This is a genomic window from Pseudoalteromonas sp. PS5 (genome assembly GCF_004103255.1).
Classification (GTDB): Bacteria; Pseudomonadota; Gammaproteobacteria; order Enterobacterales; family Alteromonadaceae; genus Pseudoalteromonas; species Pseudoalteromonas peptidolytica.
Genome location: NZ_RCSQ01000087.1, coordinates 17,811 through 40,485, shown reverse-complemented (window position 1 = coordinate 40,485; position 22,675 = coordinate 17,811). Strand labels below are relative to the sequence as shown.

Annotated in this window: 25 protein-coding genes; 9 read left to right on the top strand and 16 right to left on the bottom strand. The window is 41.8% G+C overall.

What is annotated here, in order from left to right; genetic code table 11:
• Positions 1–51 precede the first annotated feature (51 nt).
• The 12 genes from D9603_RS12320 to hisG all read right to left on the bottom strand — a co-directional run bounded on the left by D9603_RS12320 (position 52) and on the right by hisG (position 10,589).
• Positions 52–600, bottom strand: coding sequence for a YkvA family protein (locus tag D9603_RS12320; RefSeq protein WP_125252914.1), 549 nt, complete (start codon positions 598–600; stop codon positions 52–54).
• Between the two features lie 195 nt (positions 601–795).
• Positions 796–1,557: a glycosyltransferase family 25 protein gene (locus tag D9603_RS12315; RefSeq protein ID WP_125252915.1), complete on the bottom strand. Its 762-nt coding sequence runs from the start codon at positions 1,555–1,557 to the stop codon at positions 796–798.
• 115 nt (positions 1,558–1,672) lie between these two features.
• Positions 1,673–2,464, bottom strand: coding sequence for a dermatopontin-like protein (locus D9603_RS12310; protein WP_128731540.1), 792 nt, complete (start codon positions 2,462–2,464; stop codon positions 1,673–1,675).
• A gap of 391 nt (positions 2,465–2,855) precedes the next feature.
• Positions 2,856–3,356: a hypothetical protein gene (locus D9603_RS12305; RefSeq protein ID WP_125252917.1), complete on the bottom strand. Its 501-nt coding sequence runs from the start codon at positions 3,354–3,356 to the stop codon at positions 2,856–2,858.
• Between the two features lie 219 nt (positions 3,357–3,575).
• Positions 3,576–4,187 carry a bifunctional phosphoribosyl-AMP cyclohydrolase/phosphoribosyl-ATP diphosphatase HisIE gene (hisIE, locus tag D9603_RS12300; RefSeq protein ID WP_128731539.1) on the bottom strand — a complete coding sequence of 204 codons (612 nt, stop codon included), beginning with the start codon at positions 4,185–4,187 and terminating at the stop codon, positions 3,576–3,578.
• Entirely contained in the window at positions 4,184–4,957 is a 774-nt protein-coding gene (gene hisF / locus D9603_RS12295) for an imidazole glycerol phosphate synthase subunit HisF (RefSeq protein ID WP_128731538.1), read from the bottom strand. The genes hisIE and hisF overlap by 4 nt, the downstream gene beginning before the upstream one ends.
• Positions 4,939–5,673, bottom strand: coding sequence for a 1-(5-phosphoribosyl)-5-[(5-phosphoribosylamino)methylideneamino] imidazole-4-carboxamide isomerase (locus D9603_RS12290; RefSeq protein WP_128731537.1), 735 nt, complete (start codon positions 5,671–5,673; stop codon positions 4,939–4,941). Before D9603_RS12290 ends, hisF begins: the two co-directional genes overlap by 19 nt.
• 11 nt (positions 5,674–5,684) lie before the next feature.
• The gene (hisH, locus tag D9603_RS12285; protein WP_128731536.1) at positions 5,685–6,275 is read right to left on the bottom strand and encodes an imidazole glycerol phosphate synthase subunit HisH; all 591 of its coding nucleotides are present in this window, start codon (positions 6,273–6,275) and stop codon (positions 5,685–5,687) included.
• Positions 6,272–7,333, bottom strand: coding sequence for a bifunctional histidinol-phosphatase/imidazoleglycerol-phosphate dehydratase HisB (gene hisB / locus D9603_RS12280; protein ID WP_128731535.1), 1,062 nt, complete (start codon positions 7,331–7,333; stop codon positions 6,272–6,274). The genes hisH and hisB overlap by 4 nt, the downstream gene beginning before the upstream one ends.
• Entirely contained in the window at positions 7,330–8,397 is a 1,068-nt protein-coding gene (gene hisC, locus D9603_RS12275) for a histidinol-phosphate transaminase (protein ID WP_128731534.1), read from the bottom strand. The genes hisB and hisC overlap by 4 nt, the downstream gene beginning before the upstream one ends.
• Complete coding sequence (hisD, locus tag D9603_RS12270; protein ID WP_128731533.1) at positions 8,390–9,685, bottom strand: histidinol dehydrogenase; 1,296 nt, start codon at positions 9,683–9,685, stop codon at positions 8,390–8,392. Before hisD ends, hisC begins: the two co-directional genes overlap by 8 nt.
• Before the next feature lie 4 nt (positions 9,686–9,689).
• A complete protein-coding gene (hisG, locus tag D9603_RS12265) occupies positions 9,690–10,589 on the bottom strand; it encodes an ATP phosphoribosyltransferase (protein WP_128731532.1) in 900 nt (299 codons plus the stop codon).
• Positions 10,590–10,925: 336 nt separating this feature from the next.
• Here hisG and D9603_RS12260 point away from each other — a divergent pair, with 336 nt between their 5' ends.
• The 5 genes from D9603_RS12260 to D9603_RS12240 all read left to right on the top strand — a co-directional run bounded on the left by D9603_RS12260 (position 10,926) and on the right by D9603_RS12240 (position 14,707).
• Positions 10,926–11,171, top strand: coding sequence for a hypothetical protein (locus D9603_RS12260; RefSeq protein ID WP_128731531.1), 246 nt, complete (start codon positions 10,926–10,928; stop codon positions 11,169–11,171).
• A 154-nt stretch (positions 11,172–11,325) separates the two neighbouring features.
• On the top strand, positions 11,326–11,670 hold the full coding sequence (locus D9603_RS12255; RefSeq protein ID WP_128731530.1) for a hypothetical protein: 345 nt from the start codon (positions 11,326–11,328) through the stop codon (positions 11,668–11,670).
• A 182-nt stretch (positions 11,671–11,852) separates the two neighbouring features.
• Positions 11,853–13,691, top strand: coding sequence for an ATP-dependent DNA helicase (locus D9603_RS12250; protein ID WP_128731529.1), 1,839 nt, complete (start codon positions 11,853–11,855; stop codon positions 13,689–13,691).
• The gene (gene tsaB / locus D9603_RS12245) at positions 13,681–14,367 is read left to right on the top strand and encodes a tRNA (adenosine(37)-N6)-threonylcarbamoyltransferase complex dimerization subunit type 1 TsaB (protein ID WP_125252929.1); all 687 of its coding nucleotides are present in this window, start codon (positions 13,681–13,683) and stop codon (positions 14,365–14,367) included. The genes D9603_RS12250 and tsaB overlap by 11 nt, the downstream gene beginning before the upstream one ends.
• Before the next feature lie 43 nt (positions 14,368–14,410).
• A complete protein-coding gene (locus D9603_RS12240; RefSeq protein ID WP_125252930.1) occupies positions 14,411–14,707 on the top strand; it encodes a hypothetical protein in 297 nt (98 codons plus the stop codon).
• 142 nt (positions 14,708–14,849) lie between these two features.
• Here D9603_RS12240 and D9603_RS12235 read toward each other — a convergent pair whose 3' ends face one another.
• The gene (locus D9603_RS12235; RefSeq protein ID WP_128731528.1) at positions 14,850–16,142 is read right to left on the bottom strand and encodes an alkaline phosphatase; all 1,293 of its coding nucleotides are present in this window, start codon (positions 16,140–16,142) and stop codon (positions 14,850–14,852) included.
• 174 nt (positions 16,143–16,316) lie between these two features.
• Here D9603_RS12235 and D9603_RS12230 point away from each other — a divergent pair, with 174 nt between their 5' ends.
• The 3 genes from D9603_RS12230 to rnd all read left to right on the top strand — a co-directional run bounded on the left by D9603_RS12230 (position 16,317) and on the right by rnd (position 20,276).
• Positions 16,317–17,171 (top strand): alpha/beta hydrolase, encoded by an 855-nt coding sequence (locus tag D9603_RS12230; protein WP_128731527.1) that lies wholly within the window; start codon positions 16,317–16,319, stop codon positions 17,169–17,171.
• 245 nt (positions 17,172–17,416) lie between these two features.
• On the top strand, positions 17,417–19,069 hold the full coding sequence (gene fadD, locus D9603_RS12225) for a long-chain-fatty-acid--CoA ligase FadD (protein WP_128731526.1): 1,653 nt from the start codon (positions 17,417–17,419) through the stop codon (positions 19,067–19,069).
• 79 nt (positions 19,070–19,148) lie between these two features.
• On the top strand, positions 19,149–20,276 hold the full coding sequence (gene rnd, locus D9603_RS12220; RefSeq protein ID WP_128731525.1) for a ribonuclease D: 1,128 nt from the start codon (positions 19,149–19,151) through the stop codon (positions 20,274–20,276).
• A 195-nt stretch (positions 20,277–20,471) separates the two neighbouring features.
• Here the strand turns inward: rnd and minE are convergent, their stop codons facing one another.
• From minE to minC, 3 genes are read right to left on the bottom strand one after another with little or no spacing between them, the layout of a single operon-like run.
• The gene (minE, locus tag D9603_RS12210) at positions 20,472–20,732 is read right to left on the bottom strand and encodes a cell division topological specificity factor MinE (RefSeq protein WP_128731523.1); all 261 of its coding nucleotides are present in this window, start codon (positions 20,730–20,732) and stop codon (positions 20,472–20,474) included.
• A gap of 1 nt (position 20,733) precedes the next feature.
• Complete coding sequence (minD, locus tag D9603_RS12205; protein ID WP_128731522.1) at positions 20,734–21,543, bottom strand: septum site-determining protein MinD; 810 nt, start codon at positions 21,541–21,543, stop codon at positions 20,734–20,736.
• A 5-nt stretch (positions 21,544–21,548) separates the two neighbouring features.
• Positions 21,549–22,253 carry a septum site-determining protein MinC gene (minC, locus tag D9603_RS12200; RefSeq protein ID WP_128731521.1) on the bottom strand — a complete coding sequence of 235 codons (705 nt, stop codon included), beginning with the start codon at positions 22,251–22,253 and terminating at the stop codon, positions 21,549–21,551.
• A gap of 135 nt (positions 22,254–22,388) precedes the next feature.
• On the opposite strand from minC, the gene D9603_RS12195 reads away from it, so the two are divergent.
• A complete protein-coding gene (locus tag D9603_RS12195; protein ID WP_125252937.1) occupies positions 22,389–22,670 on the top strand; it encodes a YcgL domain-containing protein in 282 nt (93 codons plus the stop codon).
• Positions 22,671–22,675: the final 5 nt, after the last annotated feature.

Here is a 22,675-nt window from a genome sequence, read left to right as displayed (position 1 = left end):
AGTTATCAGCCCTTTATAATTTCTACCTCAGTAAAAAATACTAGGCTTTTACTACATGATGCGAGAGAAGAATCGAGAGCGATTCTTTGAACGACCTCTACGCATAGAAGAGCGGATCTGGGAGCGAGTACCAGCTAACCAACTTTCACGGTCAACCTTTGCAGCATCGCCACGTCTTGCTTCCTCCGTTGCACGGAATCCACAAAACTCACGATACGCTTTTAAATCTAGAGATAATTCTTGCAGCACCAGCTCAATCATAATTGCATCGTCAACATAACCTAATACCGGAATATGATCTGGCACCATGTCTTCAGGCTCGCTGAAATAAGCTAGCGACGCCATAATCTCACGTTTTTCGTCATCAGGCATTTGCCATTCTTCGTCTAATACAGCGTCAATTAACGTCTGTAATGAAATAAGACGAGTGCTCACAAACTCAGGAAGGTTGGATTTTTCCATCGTTGCGACTAAATCGCGTGCTTTTGATATAATTTCAGCATCACTTACATCACCACTTTTTTCAATAGCGGCTTTCATCATTCCACGGAAGTGTTCAAGATCTGAATCAGAGAGTTCAAAGTTGATTTCTATAGACACGTCTGTGCTCCCTCAACGTTGTTATTATTAACGGTTTAAGCAAAAAGTTAAACTTATTGCAATAATCTTAGATACTAGCACATCTTTTTCAGAAGTCTCCCCATAAATTACACTTTTAACACGAATTTTTCTCTATTACGTACAAGTATAAAACCCATTGTTCAAAAGGCGTACAACGGCTTTCGAATCATATAACTAGAAGTGTTGTTGATAGCGTTTAAGAACCAGCCCGCGATAAAACTTGTTTTGTATAAACTTATTTATCTGAAGCAATTGTTTGCGCCAAAAATACCGCTTTGATCCTGTAACACTTGGAGCTCTATCTATGGTACTCGCAAACTTTTCACCATGGCTAACAGGACAAGGGCTCATTACGAATACACTTAGATCTTTTTCCCAAAAATGTTGATAATCAATATCAATCGGTCTGCCGAAAGGAATTGATTTGGATAATATTTTCTTTGCTCCTTTGAGACTTACAAGCTGGGCAACGGTTCCGGCAGGTACCTTATTTTGCATAAATAACGATAACGATTTATTTAGAGGAAAACTTGCAATCGGAGTGCGTTTGTTCTTCTGAGACTGGAATAGCTTGATCATATCCCAATCAAATGGCAATGAAGCGATCAGTTGGTCAATCTGTGCTAAGTCGTCGTGTAGTTGGAAATCATCTTCAAAAATAAAAGCATAGGGCAGTTCTAACTCAACAATTTTGCTCAGTACTTTTATATGACTTAAATAACAGCCTATCTCTCCTAACGTTAAAGGCCGGAAGTATTGCTTAGCGTTTTTTAACTTACAATAGCTCGTATTTAAAACGTCTTCGCTCAACTCTGCACCTTTTACAGCGCTTATCCTTTCAAAGGGTAGTGAGAACTGATCAAACTGGAGAGTAGATTCCTTGAGTCTATCAGTGCAAGAATCTAAATTGATGAGAAAAATATTCGGTTTGGTCATGATAAGTCTTAAATCCGCTAACTAATTACATTTTGAGTGTGCGGCTTTTGTATGACAGTGAAATGACGAAACTCTTACATAGAGTAGGGTATCAACCCTACTCTATAGGGCAGTATTACCAATCACTCGCAGCTGAGCAATAACTCACTGCAGTCTGACGGTCTTCCGTTCTGTTATCATGGCGACTTGACATACCGATGATTGCACCATTACCACCTAATGTCCAAGGTTGGTCGTAACCTGTGTATTGTGTTGTAATACATGATTCAGCGAATAGTGCAGCGCCTGTACTAGAGGTTGCCATAGATGCGCAATTAAAGTTAAACAAACGGTCTTCGGTGCCATTATCGTGACGGCTTGACATTCCGACAAAGAATTGACCATTAGGACAAACAAAGTTAAACGCTTGATCATATGAATTTACGTAACCGCTCCACTTTGTCGTTTTACGATAAATGCGACTACCGCTATCCGTTGTAAATTTTGCACAGACTAAGCTAAAACGTCTGTCTTCTTGTTTATCTTGATGGTAGCTTGAAATTGATTTAATAAACATATTACTTGGACAAGTGTAAGTAAATGCTTGGTCAAAATCATTTAAATACCCCGTATTGAGTTCACTATAAACACGTAAGTTACCACCAGCTAGCGCTGAAAAATCACTGGCAATTTCTGTGCGCTCAGTTTTTGCTAACTTAGTCTCAGTAACATCATAACCTGAAACATCGTTATTAGTTTCTATTAGCACAATTATCTCATCTAGATTCTTAGCTTGAGAAGCGGGGATCTCATATACACTGCCATTTACTGTATACTCAAATGGCTTAGCTTGTTCATTAGCCGAAGCAGGGTTACAAAGCATCGCAACAGAGAGGGATAGAGCAGAAAACTTTATCAATGTGTTCATCTTAATTCCTTTAAAAAATAGTAGTTAATTTAGTGCTAATAAAAAAATAGCAGCCAAATTAAATGCTACTTTTTTTTAATAAACAAGCTTTTTATTAACACATAAAAACCAAAGAAATGCATAATAAGCATCAATTAAATATAGACTGTTGCAGATCCCAACTCCGCTCAAAATATATACTGCTTATTTTTTCTAAACTTTTATCTCGTTACACCACAATTACTATTCACTATTTTCATATAAAAGACGCAACGCGAAATGACATTAGAATCGAGTAAAGCAACAATGAAAAATTTATTAACGCTCAAACAGACAAAGTGAAGTGGATTGCAAAAGAGGAATGCTAGGGGAGAGGGTAGAAGAAGCACAACGCTTCTCCGTATTTTACATCTTATTTTTCAGTCACATTAAACGTAACGATCCATGGCGTGACTTTGTCGAGGCCTTTGCCTAGTTCAATTGCAATTTTGCTAGTAGAGTTCGGTGACATAATTTGCGTACGCATTAGCTGGCCACTCTTTTGGCTATCACCAACCCAAGAGCCATCTAAACATTGCTTTGCGAGACTCTGCGCATAGTTATGGATTTTTACCGCGTTTTCATATTCCTTGAACTGCTCAGAACAGGTATATTTTGATTTTCCTGAAGCGCTTTCTATGATTTGGCATTTATTGCCAACTAGATGTGCCTTGGCCTGCCAGGAGTTGATAAACTTTGCGCCGACTTCAGCACCTTTAAGCACAGAAAACCCATTGGATGATGCACTTAAAAGTGCATTAAGTTTCTCGCAATTAGACATATCATCGAGCTTCTCTTGTTGCTCAGGGGTCAATGTTGAACATCCAGCAGCTGTCAACCCTGCCAGCATTAGACCAAGTAATCTTGTTTTCATAAACCGTTCCATACTGTTCGCAATCGCACCGTTAAAGTTAGACTAATATTTTGCCACTGCATAGTTATAAGACTATGAGAAGTTTACCTTATTTATATGAACAGGTGTTGATCTAATTACAGATTTATCCCGATTGTGGTAGGTTGGCTTGTTACTGCACGATGTCTGGAACAAGCCAACGAAAAGATAGGCGTAAGGATTACTTACCCAAAGGGCAACTTACTTATGCCTATCTTTGAGCGTATTGACCACATCACTGAGCGTAAGCCCTTGTCTCTGTAATAAGACAATAAGATGATACAGTAAGTCTGCGGACTCATTGAGCAACTCTTCGTTGTCATTTTTCATCGCAGCCAGCGCAACCTCAACTCCTTCTTCTCCAACTTTTTGGCAGCTGCGGCTCAAATCTTTTGCAAATAAAGAGGCGGTGTAACTGCTCTCCGGTGAGGCATTTTTTCTTTGTGCAATTACACGCTCAAGCTTTCCTAAAAATGCAAGCTTAGGCATGGTGTCTGCGAAGCAGCTTTCGCTGCCTAAATGGCAAGTTGGACCTTGCGCGGTGGCGTAGATCAGTAAACTGTCTTTATCACAATCTGTGTGTACTTCTACCAACTCTAAAACATTGTTTGACGTTTCACCTTTTGTCCACAGGCGTGATTTGGAGCGCGAATAAAAAGTAACAAGCCGTTTGTCTAATGTAACCTCAAGGGCATCTCTATTCATAAAGCCCTGCATTAATACTACGCCTGTCAACGCATCTTGCACTATTGCTGGTATAAGTTCGGATTTTTCGAAATCCACTTCTGCCATGTTTTGTTTATTAATTATCATTGTCGTGCTGCCACATCATTATTTATTAAAAACTGCTTGAGCTTAGGAATTTCGATTACACCTTTGTGAAATACACTTGCCGCCAAAGCTCCATCAACATTCGTTTGTGTAAACACATCAACAAAGTCCTGCATGCTGCCTGCACCGCCAGAGGCGATAAGCGGCACTTTGCACAATTCTCTAATTGCGCTGAGCTGCTCTATATCATAGCCATTACGCACACCATCTTGGTTCATACAGTTGAGCACAATTTCTCCCGCTCCGAGCGCTTGTACTTGTTTCACCCATTCTTGGGTTTTGTATCGAGTCCGACTTGCGGCGTTCGGATCGCCTGTTAACTGGTACACTAAATACTCTTGGGTTTGCTTATCATAGAAACTGTCTATACCAACGACTACACATTGTTTGCCAAATTCGTCATGTAACTCTTTAATAAGTTCAGGACGCGCAATCGATGGGCTGTTAATAGAAATTTTATCTGCTCCTTGCTCAAGCACCCGAGCGGCGTCCGCCACCGACTTAATTCCACCAGCAACACAAAATGGAATATCGATATGCCTGGCAATCTCAGCGACCCAATTTACGTCTAATAAACGCTTTTCCACACTGGCGCTGATTTCGTAAAACACCAATTCATCAGCACCTGCGGCGCTATAACGCTCCGCAAGTTCAAGAATATCCCCAACTACTTCATGACCTTGAAATTTTACGCCCTTAACAACTTGGCCGTCTTTTACATCTAAACAAGGAATTATGCGTTTTGATAACATGCCAGTGCCTCCTCAACGCTAAATACACCCTCAAGCAGTGATTTCCCGAGTATCACTCCACCCACTTGTTGTTTGGCAAGACGGGCAATATCATCCAGTGAGCTTACGCCTCCAGAAGCCTGAACTTTAATTATGCTATTGTGCTTGGTAATATCGTCATATAAAGAAAAAGAAGGGCCTGCCATAGTGCCGTCTTTACTGATATCCGTACATAAAAAATCTACTACCTCTTGCTCAACATAAAAATCTAATAATGCAAACAAGTCAGTTTTTGCATCGTTAAGCCAGCCGTGAGTAGCAGGAGACCAACCACTTTCAGTTCTATTAACATCCAGTGCAATAACAAATCTATCTGCACCAAACTCTTTTATCCAAGTAGCAACTTTTTGCTGCTTTTCTACTGCCATCGAACCGATTACGACCTGAGCGGCACCAGCTTCAAGCCACTGCTTTACATCATCAATACTGCGAATACCGCCCCCTATTTGAAACGGAACAGACAACGCTCGAGTCGCGGCTTGGATGGTGCGCCATTGCTTTTTGTTCGGATCACGCGCCCCTTCCAGATCCACTAAATGTAGCTTGGTTGCGCCAGCATTTTGATACTCTAGCAAACGTTCTGCTAAATCAAATGGGTAAAACTGTGCGGTTTCATATTTGCCTTGATACAAACGAACAATATTGTTCTCTAATACATCTAAAGCGGGAATAATCATTGTTCGTCCTTTTAAATTTGCCAATTAATAAAGTTTTGTAAAAGCTGTGCACCGACTCTGCCGCTGCGCTCTGGGTGAAACTGCATGCCGGCATAATTGTCGTTTGCAACAATCGCAGAAAACGCTTGACCGTACTCACCCGAAACCAAAGTCGAACGATTGACGGTATGCGCAAAACTGTGCACAAAGTACACTTGGTCTTGTTCCCTGAGTCCTGCAGTGAGCGCGTGAGACTTCACCACACGAAGATTATTCCAACCCATATGCGGCGCTGTTAAATCATTGGTCTCCAATAACTCAACCTTACCAGGAATGCGACCTAGGCAAGCTACGTTGCCTTCTTCAGTCGATTCACAAAGCAGCTGCATCCCTAAGCAAATACCCATCAAAGGCCGCTGATAGTCAGCTATTGCCTCCGTCCAACCTTGTTCATTTAACCGCTTCATTGCCACATTGGCGTGGCCTACACCGGGTAGAATAGCACGCTCAAAACTGGATAGTTTCTCAGGTGTGGTGATCACTTCTGGTGTAACACCAAGGCGCTCAAATGCAAATCGTACTGAGTTAATGTTGGCACAACCGGTATTAATAATTGCAATCATAAACACCCCTTCGAACTTGCCGTTTGCTGCGACGCATCCGTTGCAATTGCCATGCGTATAGCTCGTGAGAATGCCTTAAATAAGCCCTCAACCTGATGGTGTGCGTTGCCTTCACTTACACTCAAGATTAGGCTTACCGCCGCGTTATCTGCAAAAGACTTGAAAAAGTGTTCAACCATTTGAACGTCCAAATCACCGACTTTATCTCTAGTGAAGTCGGCATTCAGTACAAAAGAAGCGCGTCCAGACAAATCCAGTTGGCATTCTGCCTTACACTCATCCATAGGCAATGCAAAGCCATAGCGAGCGATTTGTGATTTGGTGCCAAGCGCAGTTCTGAATGCTTGACCAAGGGCAATACCTATATCTTCTACTAAGTGGTGCTCATCGATGTGCAAATCCCCTTTGGCTTGAATATATAGGCCCAGATTAGCGTGAGTTCTTATTTGATCTAACATATGGTCAAAGAATCCAAGACCCGTTGAAATCTCGCCATTGGCTTGTTGATCTAAATTTATCGCTACCGAGATCTGAGTTTCTTTGGTATTTCTGACAATTTGTGCACTGCGATTTAATGTGGTTAATTGCGTTACAATCGCAGGCCAGTTATTGTCATAGAGAATACCTTCGATACACAGATTTTCAGCTAGCTGAATATCGGTTTGTCTATCACCAATAACAAATGACTTGCTCAAATCCACTTTACCAGAGCGCATTAACTCCGTGAGTAACCCAGTTTTAGGTTTACGACATTGACAGTTATCCTCATCAAAGTGAGGGCATATCAACACCTCTTCAAAACGGATCCCTTGACTAGTTAGAATTTGCATCATTTTATCTTGAGGCACATCAAAATCTGCTGTGGGGAAGCTCTCAGTCCCAAGGCCGTCTTGATTCGATACCATCACCAGTTTGTAGCCAAAGGCTTGCAGCGATAGCAGCGCTGGGATCACATTCGGCAACAATGCCAGCTTTTCAAGGCTGTCGACTTGTTTGTCAATCATTGGCTCTTCAATAATGGTGCCGTCACGGTCTATGAATAAATATGGGGCGCTCATGATACTTCCTCAGTGACTTGGCATTGTTTAAGCCAGGTTTCTACTTGTTTTAGTTCTTGTTCGTTGCCGATGGAGATCCGCAACCAATTGTCCTCGCCAAACAGCACAAATGGACGCATTATTAAGCCTTGGCGCATCGCTTGCTGTACAAATTGCTTGTCGGTTAGCTGCAAAGTAACAAAGTTGCCTTCGCCGCATAGTATTGCGTTTACGAACTCGCTGTTTTGTAGCCATTGTATAAGCTTCTTTTTTGCTAGGTTCAAAATAGAGACTTGACGGCGCATCTGCGTTAGCGCATCAGACGTTAGTGCAGTTGCTGCAATTTGCGCTACTACCGTTGAAACAGGGTAGGGTGCGATAACTTTTCTGATCGGCGCTAATAGCGATTCGCTTGCTAACATAAAACCCACACGAAGCCCTGCTAGTGCGAACGCTTTAGATAACGTGCGTAGTACAACGACATTAGGAAATGTTTTGATAAGCTCTACGCAACTCTTGTCTTCACAAAACTCAATATACGCTTCATCAACGACGACAATCGCACGGCCTTTAAGCTTATCAGCAAGAGCCGCAACTTTGCGTATTGGTTGTAATGCTCCTGTAGGGTTATTTGGATTACACACAAATACGAGTTTAGCTTCACCAATTGCGGGGAGTAGTGTGTCCGTGTCCTCATTGGCAAGCTGCTCTTGACTTAATTCGTTAATGACGATGTTATGTGTATCCGCCGTGACTTTGTACATACCGTATGTTGGCGTAAAAATCGCAATACTGTCTTTACTTGGCTCACAGTAAGTTCTTACCAAAAGCTCGATCCCTTCATCGGCACCACGAGTCATCAATACATTACTTTGTTCAACTTGTGCGTAGCGTGCATAACCCTCGATCACAGCTTGTGGCTGCGGATCAGGGTAACGATTTAAGTTATCAAAACGCATTTCAAGTAAACGAGTGTAAGGGCTTTCGTTGGCGTTTAGCCATGTGTTCCCTGTCAGTTTTTCACTTTTTGCAGAGCTGTAGGCTTTCAACTTTTCTATATTTTCGGGTAGTGCAATATTAGTCATTATTATTCTCCAGCCTTACTTTAACGGCATTTGCGTGTGCGTCTAACCCTTCAGCTTGAGCTAAAGGTAGAATGGCGGAACTCAAACCACGCAGACCTTCCTTGGTGATGGTTTGTACAGTGTAAGCCTTGTAAAAATCCATCAAATTTAAACTTGAGTAGGTTTTTGAATAACCGTAGGTTGGCAATACGTGATTGGTACCAGACGCATAATCACCCGCGGACTCTGGCGTATAGTCTCCAACAAACACTGAACCTGCATTTTTCACAAGTGGTAAGAAGCGCTCAGCCTCCCTAATCTGTAAGATAAGGTGTTCAGGCCCATACTCTGCCGATATTTCAAACGCTTGCTCAACACTCTCGACTAAAATCAGCGTGCTATTTTTAAGTGCGGCTCTGGCGATATCAGCGCGACTAAGGACTCTTAATTGGCGTTCGATCGCAACTTCGGTGTCCTTAATTAACTGAGCCTCAGTCGCTAACAAAATAACTTGAGAGTCCTCACCATGTTCTGCTTGAGAAAGCAGATCTGCGGCAATAAATTCAGGGTTCGCGCCCTTATCAGCAATCACTAACACCTCGGACGGACCCGCAGGCATATCAATTGCCAATCCAGGTACTGATTGACAAAGCAGCTGTTTTGCCATGGTGACAAAACTATTACCTGGGCCAAATATCTTGTTCACTTTGGGCACACTATCTGTGCCTAAGGCCATCGCGGCAATTGCACCAGCACCACCACATTCAATAATATCAGTAACGCCACAGAGTTTAGCCGCGTATAAAATCGCAGGGTTTATCTGACTATCACCTTTGACTGGGGTTGCTAATACAATTGTTTTCGCGCCGCTTAGCTGCGCACAAACACCTTGCATTAATACAGAAGAAGGCAGCGGCGCGCTTCCACCTGGCACATATAACCCAACCGCTTCGATCGCTTGAAATCTAAGTTCACAAATAACACCCGGTTGAGTCTCAATCTGTTTACTTTGAGGAGTTTGCAACTGGTGAAACCTTTTGATATTGCTGTATGCCTGATCAATGGCGTTTTTCAGATCAGGTTCCAAAGCAAACTCACTTTGTATGATTTCTGAATCTGATACTCTTATTCTTGGGCTGATACGAGCATCAAACTGCTTAGCGTAGCCAAGCAGTGCTTTATCACCATTTTTCGCAACATTATCGATGATATTCTCAACCGCCGCCTTTACTTTATCACCTACTTTCACCGCTGGGCGACTTAAGCATTCGGCTCGCTGAACACTCGTAGCTGACTGCCAATCAAACATGCTATTACTCCATCATCTTTTCTATTGGCATAACTAGAATAGAGTTTGCACCAAGCGCCTTTAACTCTTCCATGGTCTCCCAAAATAGCGTCTCAGAGCTAACCATGTGAAGTGCGACATATTCGTCGCTTCCGGCTAGTGCAAGCAAAGTAGGTTGACCCGTACCAGGTAACAGTGCGCAAACTTCATCTAGCTTATTCTTTGGTGCATGCATCATGATGTATTTGCTTTCTTTTGCCTGTTTTACCCCCTTTAGGCGCGGCATGAGTTTATCGATAAGTGCAAGTTTGCTTTGAGCAGTAAGCGCAGCATTTTGGATAAGACAGGCGTTAGATTCTAAGATGGTATCGCCTTGCATCAGTCCGTTGGCTTCAAGGGTTGCACCGGTTGATACTAAATCGCAGATAGCGTCAGCAAGTCCTGCGCGCGGTGCCACCTCTACAGAGCCTGTTAACATTACGACACTCGCGTCGATATTTTCACGCTTAAGGTACTGTTTTAATATTTCAGGGTAGGTGGTTGCAATACGCTTACCGTTAAACCAAGCTTTATCTTGTTGCCCAAGTTCTTGCGGCCAAGCTAACGCTAAACGACAAAACCCAAAGTCTAACTTAGCCAGCTTGTTTACCTCAGCACACTGCTCGTTACGAAGGCGCTCAGCTTGCGCCTCTTCTAGAACATTTTCACCTACAATACCGAGGTCACAAACCCCGTCCATCACTAAACCAGGAATATCGTCATCACGTACTCTCAGTACGTCAATAGGCATGTTAGTCGAGTGTGCAATTAAGCGCTGTTCACGCAGGTTTAGCTTTACGCCAAGTTGCTTGAGTAAAGCTTGGCAATCTTTTGAAAGGCGGCCTGATTTTTGGATTGCAATTCTTAAACGGTTACTGTTGCTCATTATTTATTTCCTAATTCTATAAACGAAAAACCCCGAGGCGGAACCTCGGGGCGAAATAAACTTTGACTATACTTTATGTTTCGCCGGAGGTTCCTTTAAGGAATAACCCACCAGCGAAATAACTGACAGGTTATCCCGTGTGATGATGATGGTGATGAAGTGCTGTCAGTGTGTTTAGCATGATGTTACCTTTGTAATATATCTGCTGTTTAAAAAGTTCATTTATAGATAAACATAATAATCTTCTCTTTGGCAACCATTTTTTAATGCAAATTAAAGAATAGCATATAACGGCCGATAATAAGTAAGTTCACCAGTAGGTTAGAGGGGGAGTGTATGGATGCGTTTAAACCGTTTTTAGGCCCAATCGTACGGCTAGATGTAACTCATAAGTCTGCATTTCATGTAGCTGGTGTACAGCATTATAAAATTGAAAAGGTTAAAAAAGATCAAAAAGCCGATGTCGAGCTTAGGCATCAAACGGCTGAACATGAAAAAATTAAAGAGGACGATGATGAGAAAGACGAAGAAGAAAAATCGCACGAGGAGCGCAAAGGCGAAAATTTAGATACTTGGGCGTAACCTTTTCAGTCGCAAATAAAAATTTAAGCAAACCTTCAATGAGTCAGCTGTATAGCTTAATCCGCTTATTTTACGAAATACAGAGCACTGATAATTCTATTAAGTTATAGTAGATGTACCGCAGCAAACCGCCATTTTTTTAAGGAGAAATCACATGGCGCATAAATCAGTAAAAACCTTTGCAGGTTGGGGCGTTGTTACCTTATCTGTACTGGCGCTAGCTCCCAGTATTGTGCCAGGTAGTATGGCTGTTTTGGCGTTTTATATAAGCCTAACACTTTTGCTTGTGTCTTTATTTACCATTTCTTCAGCCAGCTACCGCCACTTTAAATTTACTGCCATCATTGTTGGGGTCGGCATGCTGTTTTTAAACGATTATTTACGTGTTGTCATACCTTCACCAGAATCTACATGGTCTAGTAAAATAGGCTTATACCTTATTTATGTCCTCATAACAGTGATAGGTATTATTAAAATTAAAACGCAGCCGGTTCATTAACCTGAGTTCGAGCTTCGATTATTGCTAAACAGCGGTTGCGATTTGGTGCATAGCCACATACAATTTCGCGACCTGTCTGTTTGTATATTTGCATTACTTTGGCTGTATCATCTATTTTTTCTTCTGCGGGCCCACTAGCTCAACATTTTCCAGGCTATCAACCAAGGCAGCCACAAATTGATATGGCCGTAGCAGTGGAAGAAACCTTACAAAGTGGCGGCCAATGCGTCGCGGAAGCTGGTACCGGCACTGGTAAAACATTCGCATATTTGATACCGGCTTTTGAGAGCAAAGGTAAAATCATCGTCTCTACCGGTTCCAAAGCGTTGCAAGAGCAATTATTTCATCGTGATGTACCCACACTAAAAAAGGTACTCACCAGTGGTAAAAATGTAACTTTGTTGAAAGGTAGAAGTAACTATCTCTGTCCATATCGCTTAGCACAGCATGTAAGCCATGTACCAACCGATGATCCAGATGTCATGCACCAGCTTGCTATGGTGGCAAAATTTGCTTCTGAAACACAAAGCGGCGACTTGGCAGATTGTGTCGGTATCGAAGAAGACGCAAAAGTTTTACCTTACGTCACTTCAACGTCAGACAATTGCTTAGGTAAAGAGTGCCCTGACTACGAAGATTGCTATATCCGAAAAGCCAGACTAAAAGCCGCCGATGCTGATGTTGTCGTCATTAACCACCATCTATTTTTTGCTGATATGGCTGTCAAAGACTCCGGCTTTGCCGAGCTGATGCCAACCGCTGATTGTTATATTTTCGATGAAGCTCACCAATTACCAGAGATCGCCAGTGACTATTTTGGTGAAACCATAAGCACCAAAGCACTGCAGGCACTAATCAATGATATCAGAGTTATTTACCGCTCAGACATTCCCGATATGTTACAACTTGGTAAAACACTCAATAAACTCGAAACCAGTGTCGCAGATTTGCGCTTGGTTTTTGGCTCCGATGGTGCTCGAGGTGACTGGCGAGAGGCGTTGGCAAATAAACCAATTTGCGATGCAATGCACCGAGTGATCGGTAATTTAGACTTTCTTTATAAAGTGCTAAAGCTCTGCCTTGATAGAAGTGACAAGATAGAACACCCCTTTGAAAAGGTGATGAACTTTAAAAATCAGTTTGAACGTGCATTTGACACTAGCCAAACCGGGTTTAGTTATTGGTTTGAAACCACAAGGCGGTTTTTATCTATCCACGTGACACCTCTTGATGTCTCAAGCAAATTTGCCGACATTATAAAGACTACAGAGGCAAGTTTTGTCTTCACTTCAGCAACTTTATCTGTTGATAATTCATTAGAGCATTTTAGTCGTAGCTTAGGGCTAAGTCCGACTTCACAGTTTATTGTGGAAAGTCCTTTTAACTACAAGCACCAAGCATTACTTTGTCTGCCGCGCTATCTCCCAGAAACCCGTGATGACTTAATGCCACACGCCCTAGTAAAGCTTGCCAAGCAAGTGATCAACGCAGCAAAAGGGCGCACATTTTTACTCTTTACTAGCTATCGAGCTATGCACTTAGTCTATGAAGGGCTAAATACCGCATTGCAATACCCGATATTTATGCAAGGACAAGCTTCCAAGCGCATCATATTAGAACAGTTTATCCGCCATGGTAATGCGGTACTGCTGGGCACAGCTTCCTTTTGGGAGGGCGTTGATGTACGTGGTGATACCCTAAGTTGCGTTATGATTGACAAATTACCTTTCGCATCACCAGATGATCCATTATTGCAAGCTCGAATGAGAGACGCTGAGATGCGTGGCTTAGAGCCTTTTGATGCAATACAATTACCTCAAGCTGTTATCGCTTTAAAACAGGGAGTTGGGCGTTTAATTAGAGATGCTAACGATAAAGGTGTACTGATTATTTGCGATAATCGCTTAGTTACGAGAAAATACGGCCAGACGTTTTTAAGTAGTTTGCCTAACATGTCTCGAACTAGAGACTTGAGCAAGGCAATTCGATTTTTAGAGAATATAGACAAAAATGAAAAATAACCTATTGGCCATAGACGCCTCCACTGAAGCACTCAGTATCGCCCTGCATTACGAAGGCAAGTTTATTCGCCATTTTGAGGTTTGCCCACAGCAGCACAGCCAAAAAATATTGCCGCTGGTGGAGAGGATTTTACGCGAAGCCGACATAACCCTTAACGAGCTTAATGGTATTGTGTTTGGCCGCGGCCCTGGAAGTTTTACCGGAGTGAGAATAAGTACCGCAGTGGCACAAGGACTGGCATACTCATCAGGGTTAAAATTAGTTGGTGTTTCTACCTTACACGCCATGGCACAACAGGTATGGATGGAAACCGGTAAAGATAGCGTAGTCTCAGCAATAGATGCGCGTATGGGGGAGATTTACCTTTGCCAGTACAATGGCCTAAACGGTAGAGTTATCCAAGCGACATCAGAAGAAACTGTAATAAAACCCGAAAACATAGACTTTAGTGTAAGCGGTGCGGTAGGTGTTGGAACAGGATGGCAAGCTTTTCCTGAGCTAGCTTCGCAGCTTGCCTGTGAGGAGCTCGATAGCATTACACTACCAGACGCCTATTACATGCTATTTATAGCAGATGATGCCTTCACTAAAGGGTTATCAGTTGATGCTGCCGAAGCACAACCACAATATGTTCGAGACACGGTGACATGGAAAAAGTTGCCAGGCCGAGAATAAAGGCGTATTTTTAAACAAGCACAGTGTATTTAAGAGTTAAGCCGTGAAATTAAATTCAATAGTACAACAAGCTGGTACTTACCAAGTAAAACCACAGCCTAAAAAGGCGGTGAGTCCTGCTATTGAAGAGGGAAATACTGCGAAGCTCAACACCGCCCAAATCAAAACCAGCGAAAAGGGCATTGCACTCGTTGAGCAATTTCAAGCGCAGCAACGCTCTACTATTTATGATCGTCCGAATTTTCGCACTGGGCAAGCCATTAGTGAATACAAAGCAATCGCCACGGAAGCAAGGCGAGATGAGATTAAAAATATGATTGGGGTGTCGGTTTACGCGTAATACCTCTAAAGCGTTTGAAGTAAATAAGGTCAGCACATGCTGACCTTATTTGTTTTTAAGCTTATACCAATTATTTTAATTAAGTGGTCTATTTTGAGGCGAGAAAATCTTGTCCATCACTCCGCAACCGACAGAGATGTCGTTACTTTTTAATAAACTCAATTAATTTATCGGCGATCGCAGTGTTATTTTGCGAACCAATAAACCTTTCTTTGCCCATACCGTGAGCAAATACAGGCACATCGATTGCAGTATGACCGCTCGTTGTCCAACCAGTGAACGACGCATCGCTAATTGATTCTTTAACGACCGTACTCAACGCTTTTGGCCCTTGTGACAATGCTTCTTTTACTTTCAGTTCAGTCGCACTATCATACTCAAGCCCCGTCAGAGCTTTCCATGTAGCCTTTACATCTTTTGCATCCACGAGTGCTTTGGCTATCTCACCAGCAGAGCCCTTTACGTTGGCTATCACATCACGCTCCCAGCGATATTGACCATTTGCACCAAGAGTTAAGCCGCCTGTGGAGTGATCAGCTGTCACAACAAGAATAGTATCAGGGTTGCTGTCAACAAACGCTTTTGCAAGTTTGATTGACTCTGCAAAATCATCCATTTCACGCATCGCGCAAGCGATGTCATTTGCATGCCCACACCAGTCAATCTGACTACCTTCTACCATTAAGAAAAACCCTTTGTCATTTTGGTTTTCCAATAACGATAGTGCCGTTTGGGTCATTTTCGTTAAGCGCTGTGGCTGTTCATCAATAGCAAACGGTAGACCGACCTCGGCAAATAAACCAATTGCTGGGACTTTATTTAACGTGTCAAGTTTGGATAAATCGTCTACGTATTGATAACCCGCTTCTTTGAACTCGTTAACCAAATTTCTGTCTTCGCGAATAAAGTATTTGGTACCACCACCGAGCATAAGATCGACAGGTAATTTACCTGCTATCTTGTTATCTACATAGTCATTGGCAATTTCGTCGTAGTTGCGACGAGATTCGTTATGAGAAGCAAAGCTTGCTGGGGTTGCATGATTAATTTGCGATGTCGCAACTAGTGCGGTTGTTTTACCTTTCTTCTTAGCAACTTCCAGCATGGTTTCTAAATGCGCTTTGTGAGTATCTACCGCAATAGCGCCGTTGTAGCTTTTTGTTCCTGTGCTCAATGCCGTTGCACCAGCGGCGCTGTCAGTTACAATCGTGTCGTCATCAGGGTAGGTATGCGCCATGCCGACTAAAATGGAGTCAAAAACGGTTGGTTCAACAACTTTTGTTGCAGCATCATCTTTAAAATATCGATATGCGGTTGTGTATGTTGGTCCCATACCATCACCTATCATGTAAATGATGTTTTTTGGAGCTGCAACAGTTGGAGCAGCAACAAGCATTCCTATCACTGATGCTAAAAGGCGAGTCTTAAAATTCATTGTTATTCCCGTGTACATTCATAAAGAAAATGTTTTATCTAAACTTTACTATTACTAAATTAATAACCAATTGTATTGAGCAAAATTTTCTACAAATCAAAGTAGTAAGTTCAAATATGTCACGGTAAGATAATAAATCAATGATGCAACGATGAACACAAAAAGAATTCTTTGATGTCTTTATATGCGATAAAAGAACAAAAAATCGGGCCATTTGCCTACCAAACATGGGGCAGTGGCAAGCAAACTATCATTTACCTCCATGGATGGCAGGATAACAGTAACAGCTTTTTACCGTTTCAACCGTTTTCTGAAGAGTTGTATACTCACATTGCGATTGACTTACCGGGGCATGGCCGCTCAGACTGGAAAAGTGAGGACGCTTTCTATTACTTTATAGACTACGTTTATGATCTAAAAAGTTTTTTAGATCTTACACAGCTAGCCCAGTGTCATTTCGTCGGACACTCGATGGGAGCGATGATAGCGAATCTATTTGCCGCTTGTTATCCAGAACGGTGCCTATCACTTGCCCTTATTGAAGGTGTTGGCATAGTGAACACGCCTGAGCCTGAAACGAAGAAACAACTCATCAACGCTTTTAATTCCCGAGATAAGCTAAAACAATCTACACCCAGAGTGTATCCTGATATAAATACTTTAGCACAGCTACGTTGTAAGGTCAGCGGTGTATCCATAGACATTGCGACTTTACTCATGAATAGAAACACCAAACAACATAAGCAGGGCGTCCAACTTACTCTTGATCCTAGACTGAAGCAACACTCCGGTTTTCGCTTTTCAGTGACGCAAGCAAGGTCAGCACTTGAGGGGATTCCTGTACCTACTTTATTAATTTTGGCTGAGCAGGGTTTTGCAATGATTGATAAACAGTACCAACTATTTAAATCATGTTTTGATTCGCTAACAATAGAAAAAGTTTCAGGAGGTCATCATTGCCATATGGAAAACCCCGAAATATGCTGTAAGCTAATTGCACGACACCAAAGGTCGGTGTCAGTTTCTTAAAGCTGTAGATACCGACACCGCAATACTTGGCTATTGATAAAAAAGGGAGTTCAAAGAATAAACTAATGAAGGAAAGAAATACCATTATGAGCGTTAAAGGCCACGTTTCAACAGCATCTTGATTGTAAATCCTCAAATATTGTGGGAACATGGCGGTTTTAGAGTATTTGCTCAATTGTTAAAGTGCCTTACATCGTTTATGGTTTAGGGTGAATATAAAAATAACGAGAACACAGGAGCTAAGAGTGGAAAAAATCTGGCTGAAGCGCTACCCAGAGGGTATGCCTGAAACTATCGACCCAGAGCATTACAACTCATTGCTTGAATTATTTGAAAAAAGTTTTGCCGATTATGCACAGTACCCAGCCTATTCGAATATGGGTAAAACACTGACTTATCAGCAAGTTGATGAAAAAACAAAAGCAGTTGCTAGTTATATACAAAATGAATTAAAACTTGGTCGCGGCGACAAAGTTGCTGTAATGATGCCGAATTTACTACAAACCCCAATTACGATTTTGGGTGTGCTGCGTGCTGGCTGTACGGTTGTTAATGTCAACCCACTATATACAGTGCGAGAGCTTGAGCATCAGTTGAATGACTCTGAATCAAAGGCCATTTTTATTCTTGCGAACTTTGCTCACACTTTAGAGCAAGCCTTGCCTAAAACGCAGGTTAAACATGTTGTGCTAACTGAAATTGGCGATATGCTGGGCGGATTGAAAAAGCACCTAGTAAACTTTGTTGTGAAGCACTTCAAAAAAATGGTTCCAGATTTTAGCTTGGCGAACACAATCCCTTTCAAACATGTAATTGCAGCAGATCCTGCAAAATACAACAAACCAGATATTTCGCTTAGCGACCTTGCTTTTTTACAATACACAGGTGGAACAACTGGAGTTTCAAAAGGAGCGATGTTAACGCATGGCAACATGGTTGCTAACCTAGAACAAGTCTCCGGCTGTCTAGACAAAGTGTTAGACAAAGGCAAAGAGGTCGTTATCACGGCTTTACCGCTTTATCATATTTTTGCGTTAACGGCGAACTGCTTGACGTTTATGAAGTACGGTGGTCATAATATTTTGATCACCAACCCTCGTGATATGCCTGCTTTTGTTAAAGAACTTGCAAAATATCCATTTACAGCAATTACCGGCGTAAATACGCTATTTAATGGTTTATTGAACACACCGGGATTTGCTGATCTCAACTTTTCGACCTTGAAAATGTCCTTGGGTGGCGGCATGGCCGTACAACGACCTGTAGCAGAGCGTTGGCAGAAAGTAACCAAATCGAAACTGATGGAAGGCTACGGATTAACCGAATGTGCGCCATTAGTTACTATATGCCCGCACGATTTAGATGCGTATAACGGCTCAATAGGTTTACCAGCGCCAAGTACTGACATTAAGATAATCGACGAAAATGGTCATGAAACCCCTAAAGGTGAGCCCGGTGAGTTGTGCGTAAAAGGCCCACAAGTAATGGCTGGTTACTATAACCGACCGGATGCGACAGCTGAATGTTTAAAAGATGGCTGGTTTGCGACTGGTGATATTGCAACTTACGATGACGATGGTTTCTTCTATATTGTGGATCGTAAAAAAGATATGATTTTGGTATCTGGCTTTAACGTATTTCCTAATGAAATTGAAGAAGTTGTTGCGATGCACGAAGGTGTGCTTGAAGTTGCAGCTGTCGGCGTGCCACATGAAGTAAGTGGCGAGCAAGTAAAAGTTTTTATCGTTAAAAAAGACCCTTCTTTAACAGAAAAAGATATAATTGCGCATTGCCGAGATAATCTAACGAACTATAAGGTACCAAAGTTGGTGGAGTTTAGAGATGAACTACCGAAAACCAATGTAGGTAAAATACTGCGTAGAGCGTTAAAAGAATAACAAAGATAGCCGGCACCAGCCGGCTTTTTTATCGCTAACGATTTGCACCAGTTAGCCACATAATTGCATGGGAGTAAAAGTGCAGTATCAAGTCATAGAAAGCCAGCAAGCGCTAGATGAGTTTGTAGCTAAAATTTCAACCGCCAAAATACTTGCTGTTGATACCGAGTTTATGCGTCGTCGCACTTTATATCCCGAAATCGCGTTACTACAAATATTCGATGGAAATCATCTTGCTCTGATAGATCCATTAATTGAAATGGACTTTCAATCGCTTTGGGCTTTATTTGCCAATACAGATATCTTAAAAGTGCTTCACTCTCCTTCAGAGGATATTGAGGTATTTTTGAAATTCGCAGGTTTTATACCATCACCAATTTTTGATACTCAGTTTGCGCTACAGTTACTAGGAGAGGGCAACTGCATTGGCTTTGCCAATATGGTGAAACAGCTAAGCAATGTCGATATTGATAAGAGCGAATCACGAACAGATTGGCTGCGCCGTCCATTAACGCAAAAGCAATTAGATTACGCTGCATCAGATGTTTTTCATTTACTACCATGCTTTCAGCAAATCCTTAGCCAAATCGAAGAAAAACAGCTATTTAACATAGTATTGAAAGAAAGTGAGCTGCTTGCACAAAAACGTAGCTTCCGCCAACCAGATCCACTACTTTATTTAGATATTAAAAATGTATGGCAATTAAAGCCAAGAGATCTCGCAATTTTAAAGGAGCTGGCAGCTTGGCGACGTGCAAAAGCTGAGAAAAAAAACTTGGCGCTTAATTTTGTACTAAAAGAACATAATATGGTTGAGATAGCCAAACGCCGTCCAAGTACACTCGGTAGTTTGCGTAATGTGCCTGGGGTTGAGCCTATGGAAGTAAATCGATCGGGTAAGGAAATTCTTGCTTGCATTGAAAAGGGCAAGCAAATTGTCGAGCAAGATTGTCCACAACGCGTAAAGCGGCTCATTGATTTCAAAGGTTATAAAGCCGCATGTAAAGAAATAAAGCTTATCATCACTGAGGTCGCAAAAGAAAACCAGATCCCAGCCGATGTTTTCGCCTCTAAAAAGCAAATCAATCAAGTGATTAGCTGGTCGTGGAAAAAATCTGAGGCAGAAAAAAAGCTACTTATGAAACCTGACCTAGCACTAGGCTGGCGTGCTGAGCTACTTGAAGACAGACTAAAGAACTGGTGGTAATAAAAAAGGGCTATAAAAGCCCTTTTTTATATTTATACCAAGTTCACTTAGTACCTGTTTAATTTAGCGGAGCAAATATGACGCCAACGGCGTTAAAAATTTCTCATTTAGAACAACTAAATAACAAAATTTTTGCCTGGTTATCAACTATATTTTCTCGCCTCAAAATAGAGCACTTAATTAAGCTAATTGGTATTACTTTTCATCTTCAGGTAGTGTCACATTTAATTCAAGCACAGCTAAATCGTCTTCATTTTGCTCAAACTGAACATTTACCGCATCTGAGTCTACCTTCACGTATTTTCGGATAACATCCAAAATATCCTGCTTTAGCTGCGGCAGGTAGTCAGGCGTTCCTCGTTTGGAGCGCTCATGTGCGACAATTATTTGCAGTCGCTCTTTTGCCAACGACGCACTGTTTTTCTTTTCTGAACGAAAATAATCTAGTAAAGACACATTACCCTCCAAAGATCCGTTTGAAGATACCTTTCTTCTCGACCTGTAAAAAACGAAAATCGACGATTTCACCTAACAAACGGCTGATTGCATCGCTATAAGCTTGGCCTGCGTCTGATTCTTGGTCAAGGATCACAGGTTGCCCTGAGTTTGAAGCATTCAATACAGACTTTGACTCAGGGATAACGCCAAGCAAATCAATCGCTAAGATTTCTTTTACATCATCAACTGAGAGCATTTCACCGCTATCAACACGCTCTGGATTATATCGAGTTAGCAGCAAATGTTCTTTTACTGGATCTAAACCTAGCTCAGCTCGGCGAGATTTACTTTGTAAGATACCTAAAATTCTGTCGGAATCTCGTACAGAAGATACTTCCGGGTTCGTCGTGACAACAGCTTCATCTGCAAAGTAAAGTGCCATCATTGCCCCAGCTTCAATACCTGCAGGTGAGTCACAAATAATGAAATCAAAGTCTTCTTTCATTTCATTTAAAACTCGCTCAACACCTTCACGTGTCAACGCATCTTTATCACGGGTTTGAGAGGCCGGAAGAATATATAGTTTTTCAACCCGTTTATCTTTGATGAGTGCTTGGTTGAGGTTTGCTTCACCATTAATGACATTAACAAAGTCATAGACCACACGGCGTTCACAACCCATAATTAAGTCAAGATTTCTTAGACCAATATCAAAATCGACTATGGCTGTTTTATAACCCTTTAGCGCTAAGCCTGTACCAATTGCTGCACTCGACGTTGTCTTACCAACACCGCCTTTACCCGAAGTTACGACAATAATTTTTGCCATCTGATTTATCCTTTGACCAAAGCTGTAATTTTTAATGATTCGTCTTGTTGTGTTATTTGAGCAGCTTGACCCCAGTGTTCGCCTTGTAACGAATCACTGATCCAATAACTCCCATTAATCGACACTAGCTCAGCTTCTAAGCGCTGACAAAATATACTGGTGTCTGGTTGGCCCTGTGCACCAGCGATTGCTCGACCACGCAAAGTACCGTATATATGTACGTTACCATCTGCGATAACTTCCGCTCCATGGCTTACCGCACCTAGTACGATCAAGTCACGGTCTTTTGCATAAATCTGCTGACCACTGCGTACCGTTCCGTTCACAATTTGCGCTGGCAGATACACTTGTTTTTCTACTACTTCAGCCGCTTGAGATTGTGAAGGGGTACTCGGTTGCACATCCCTTGAATAGTTTAGTACAGAAAACCCCGCCTCTTTAGCTGAGTCGTGTTGACTTTGAGTACCGTTACATACACCTACCGGATTGAGCTGTAAATCAATTAGTGTCTGCTTTAACTCTTTGAATTCTACATTTTGTTCCTGAACTTCAGCTAAATTAACCACAATTGGAGCACCCAAAAAGAACTTTGGTGCCTGCGATATTTTGCTATCTAGCTCTTGTCGTAATTTTGTTAAATCTAAAGAAAACAACTGTAGCACAGAGAGTGTAAATAGATTTCCTTTTAGTTCGAATGTTTGTTTTGACATATGCACTCAAATTTCTGTTACAACCGCCGCTAGCGCCTTATTTACTTGACTTTAGCGGGTAGTAAAACTTTCCACAACTTACTAATAGCATGGTATAGTGACCGCCAATGATTAGCAAGAATTTATAGGCTTATAATGCTCACTGCCATATACAAAAGTCCAAAAAAAGCGGATACCTACCTGTTTGTTTCTAAAAGAGATGATTTTTCCAGCGTACCTGCACCTTTAATGGAAACTTTCGGTACACCAATCTATGTCATGATTGTGGATCTTGCTAGAAGAGAAAAACTAGGAATTGCGGATCTAGACACAGTTAAGCAAAAGTTAACAGATGATGGGTTTTACTTGCAGCTTCCACCACACACTGAAAGTTTGTTAGATGAATTTAGAAAGCAAAATGGAGTAACAGACACGTGATAAAA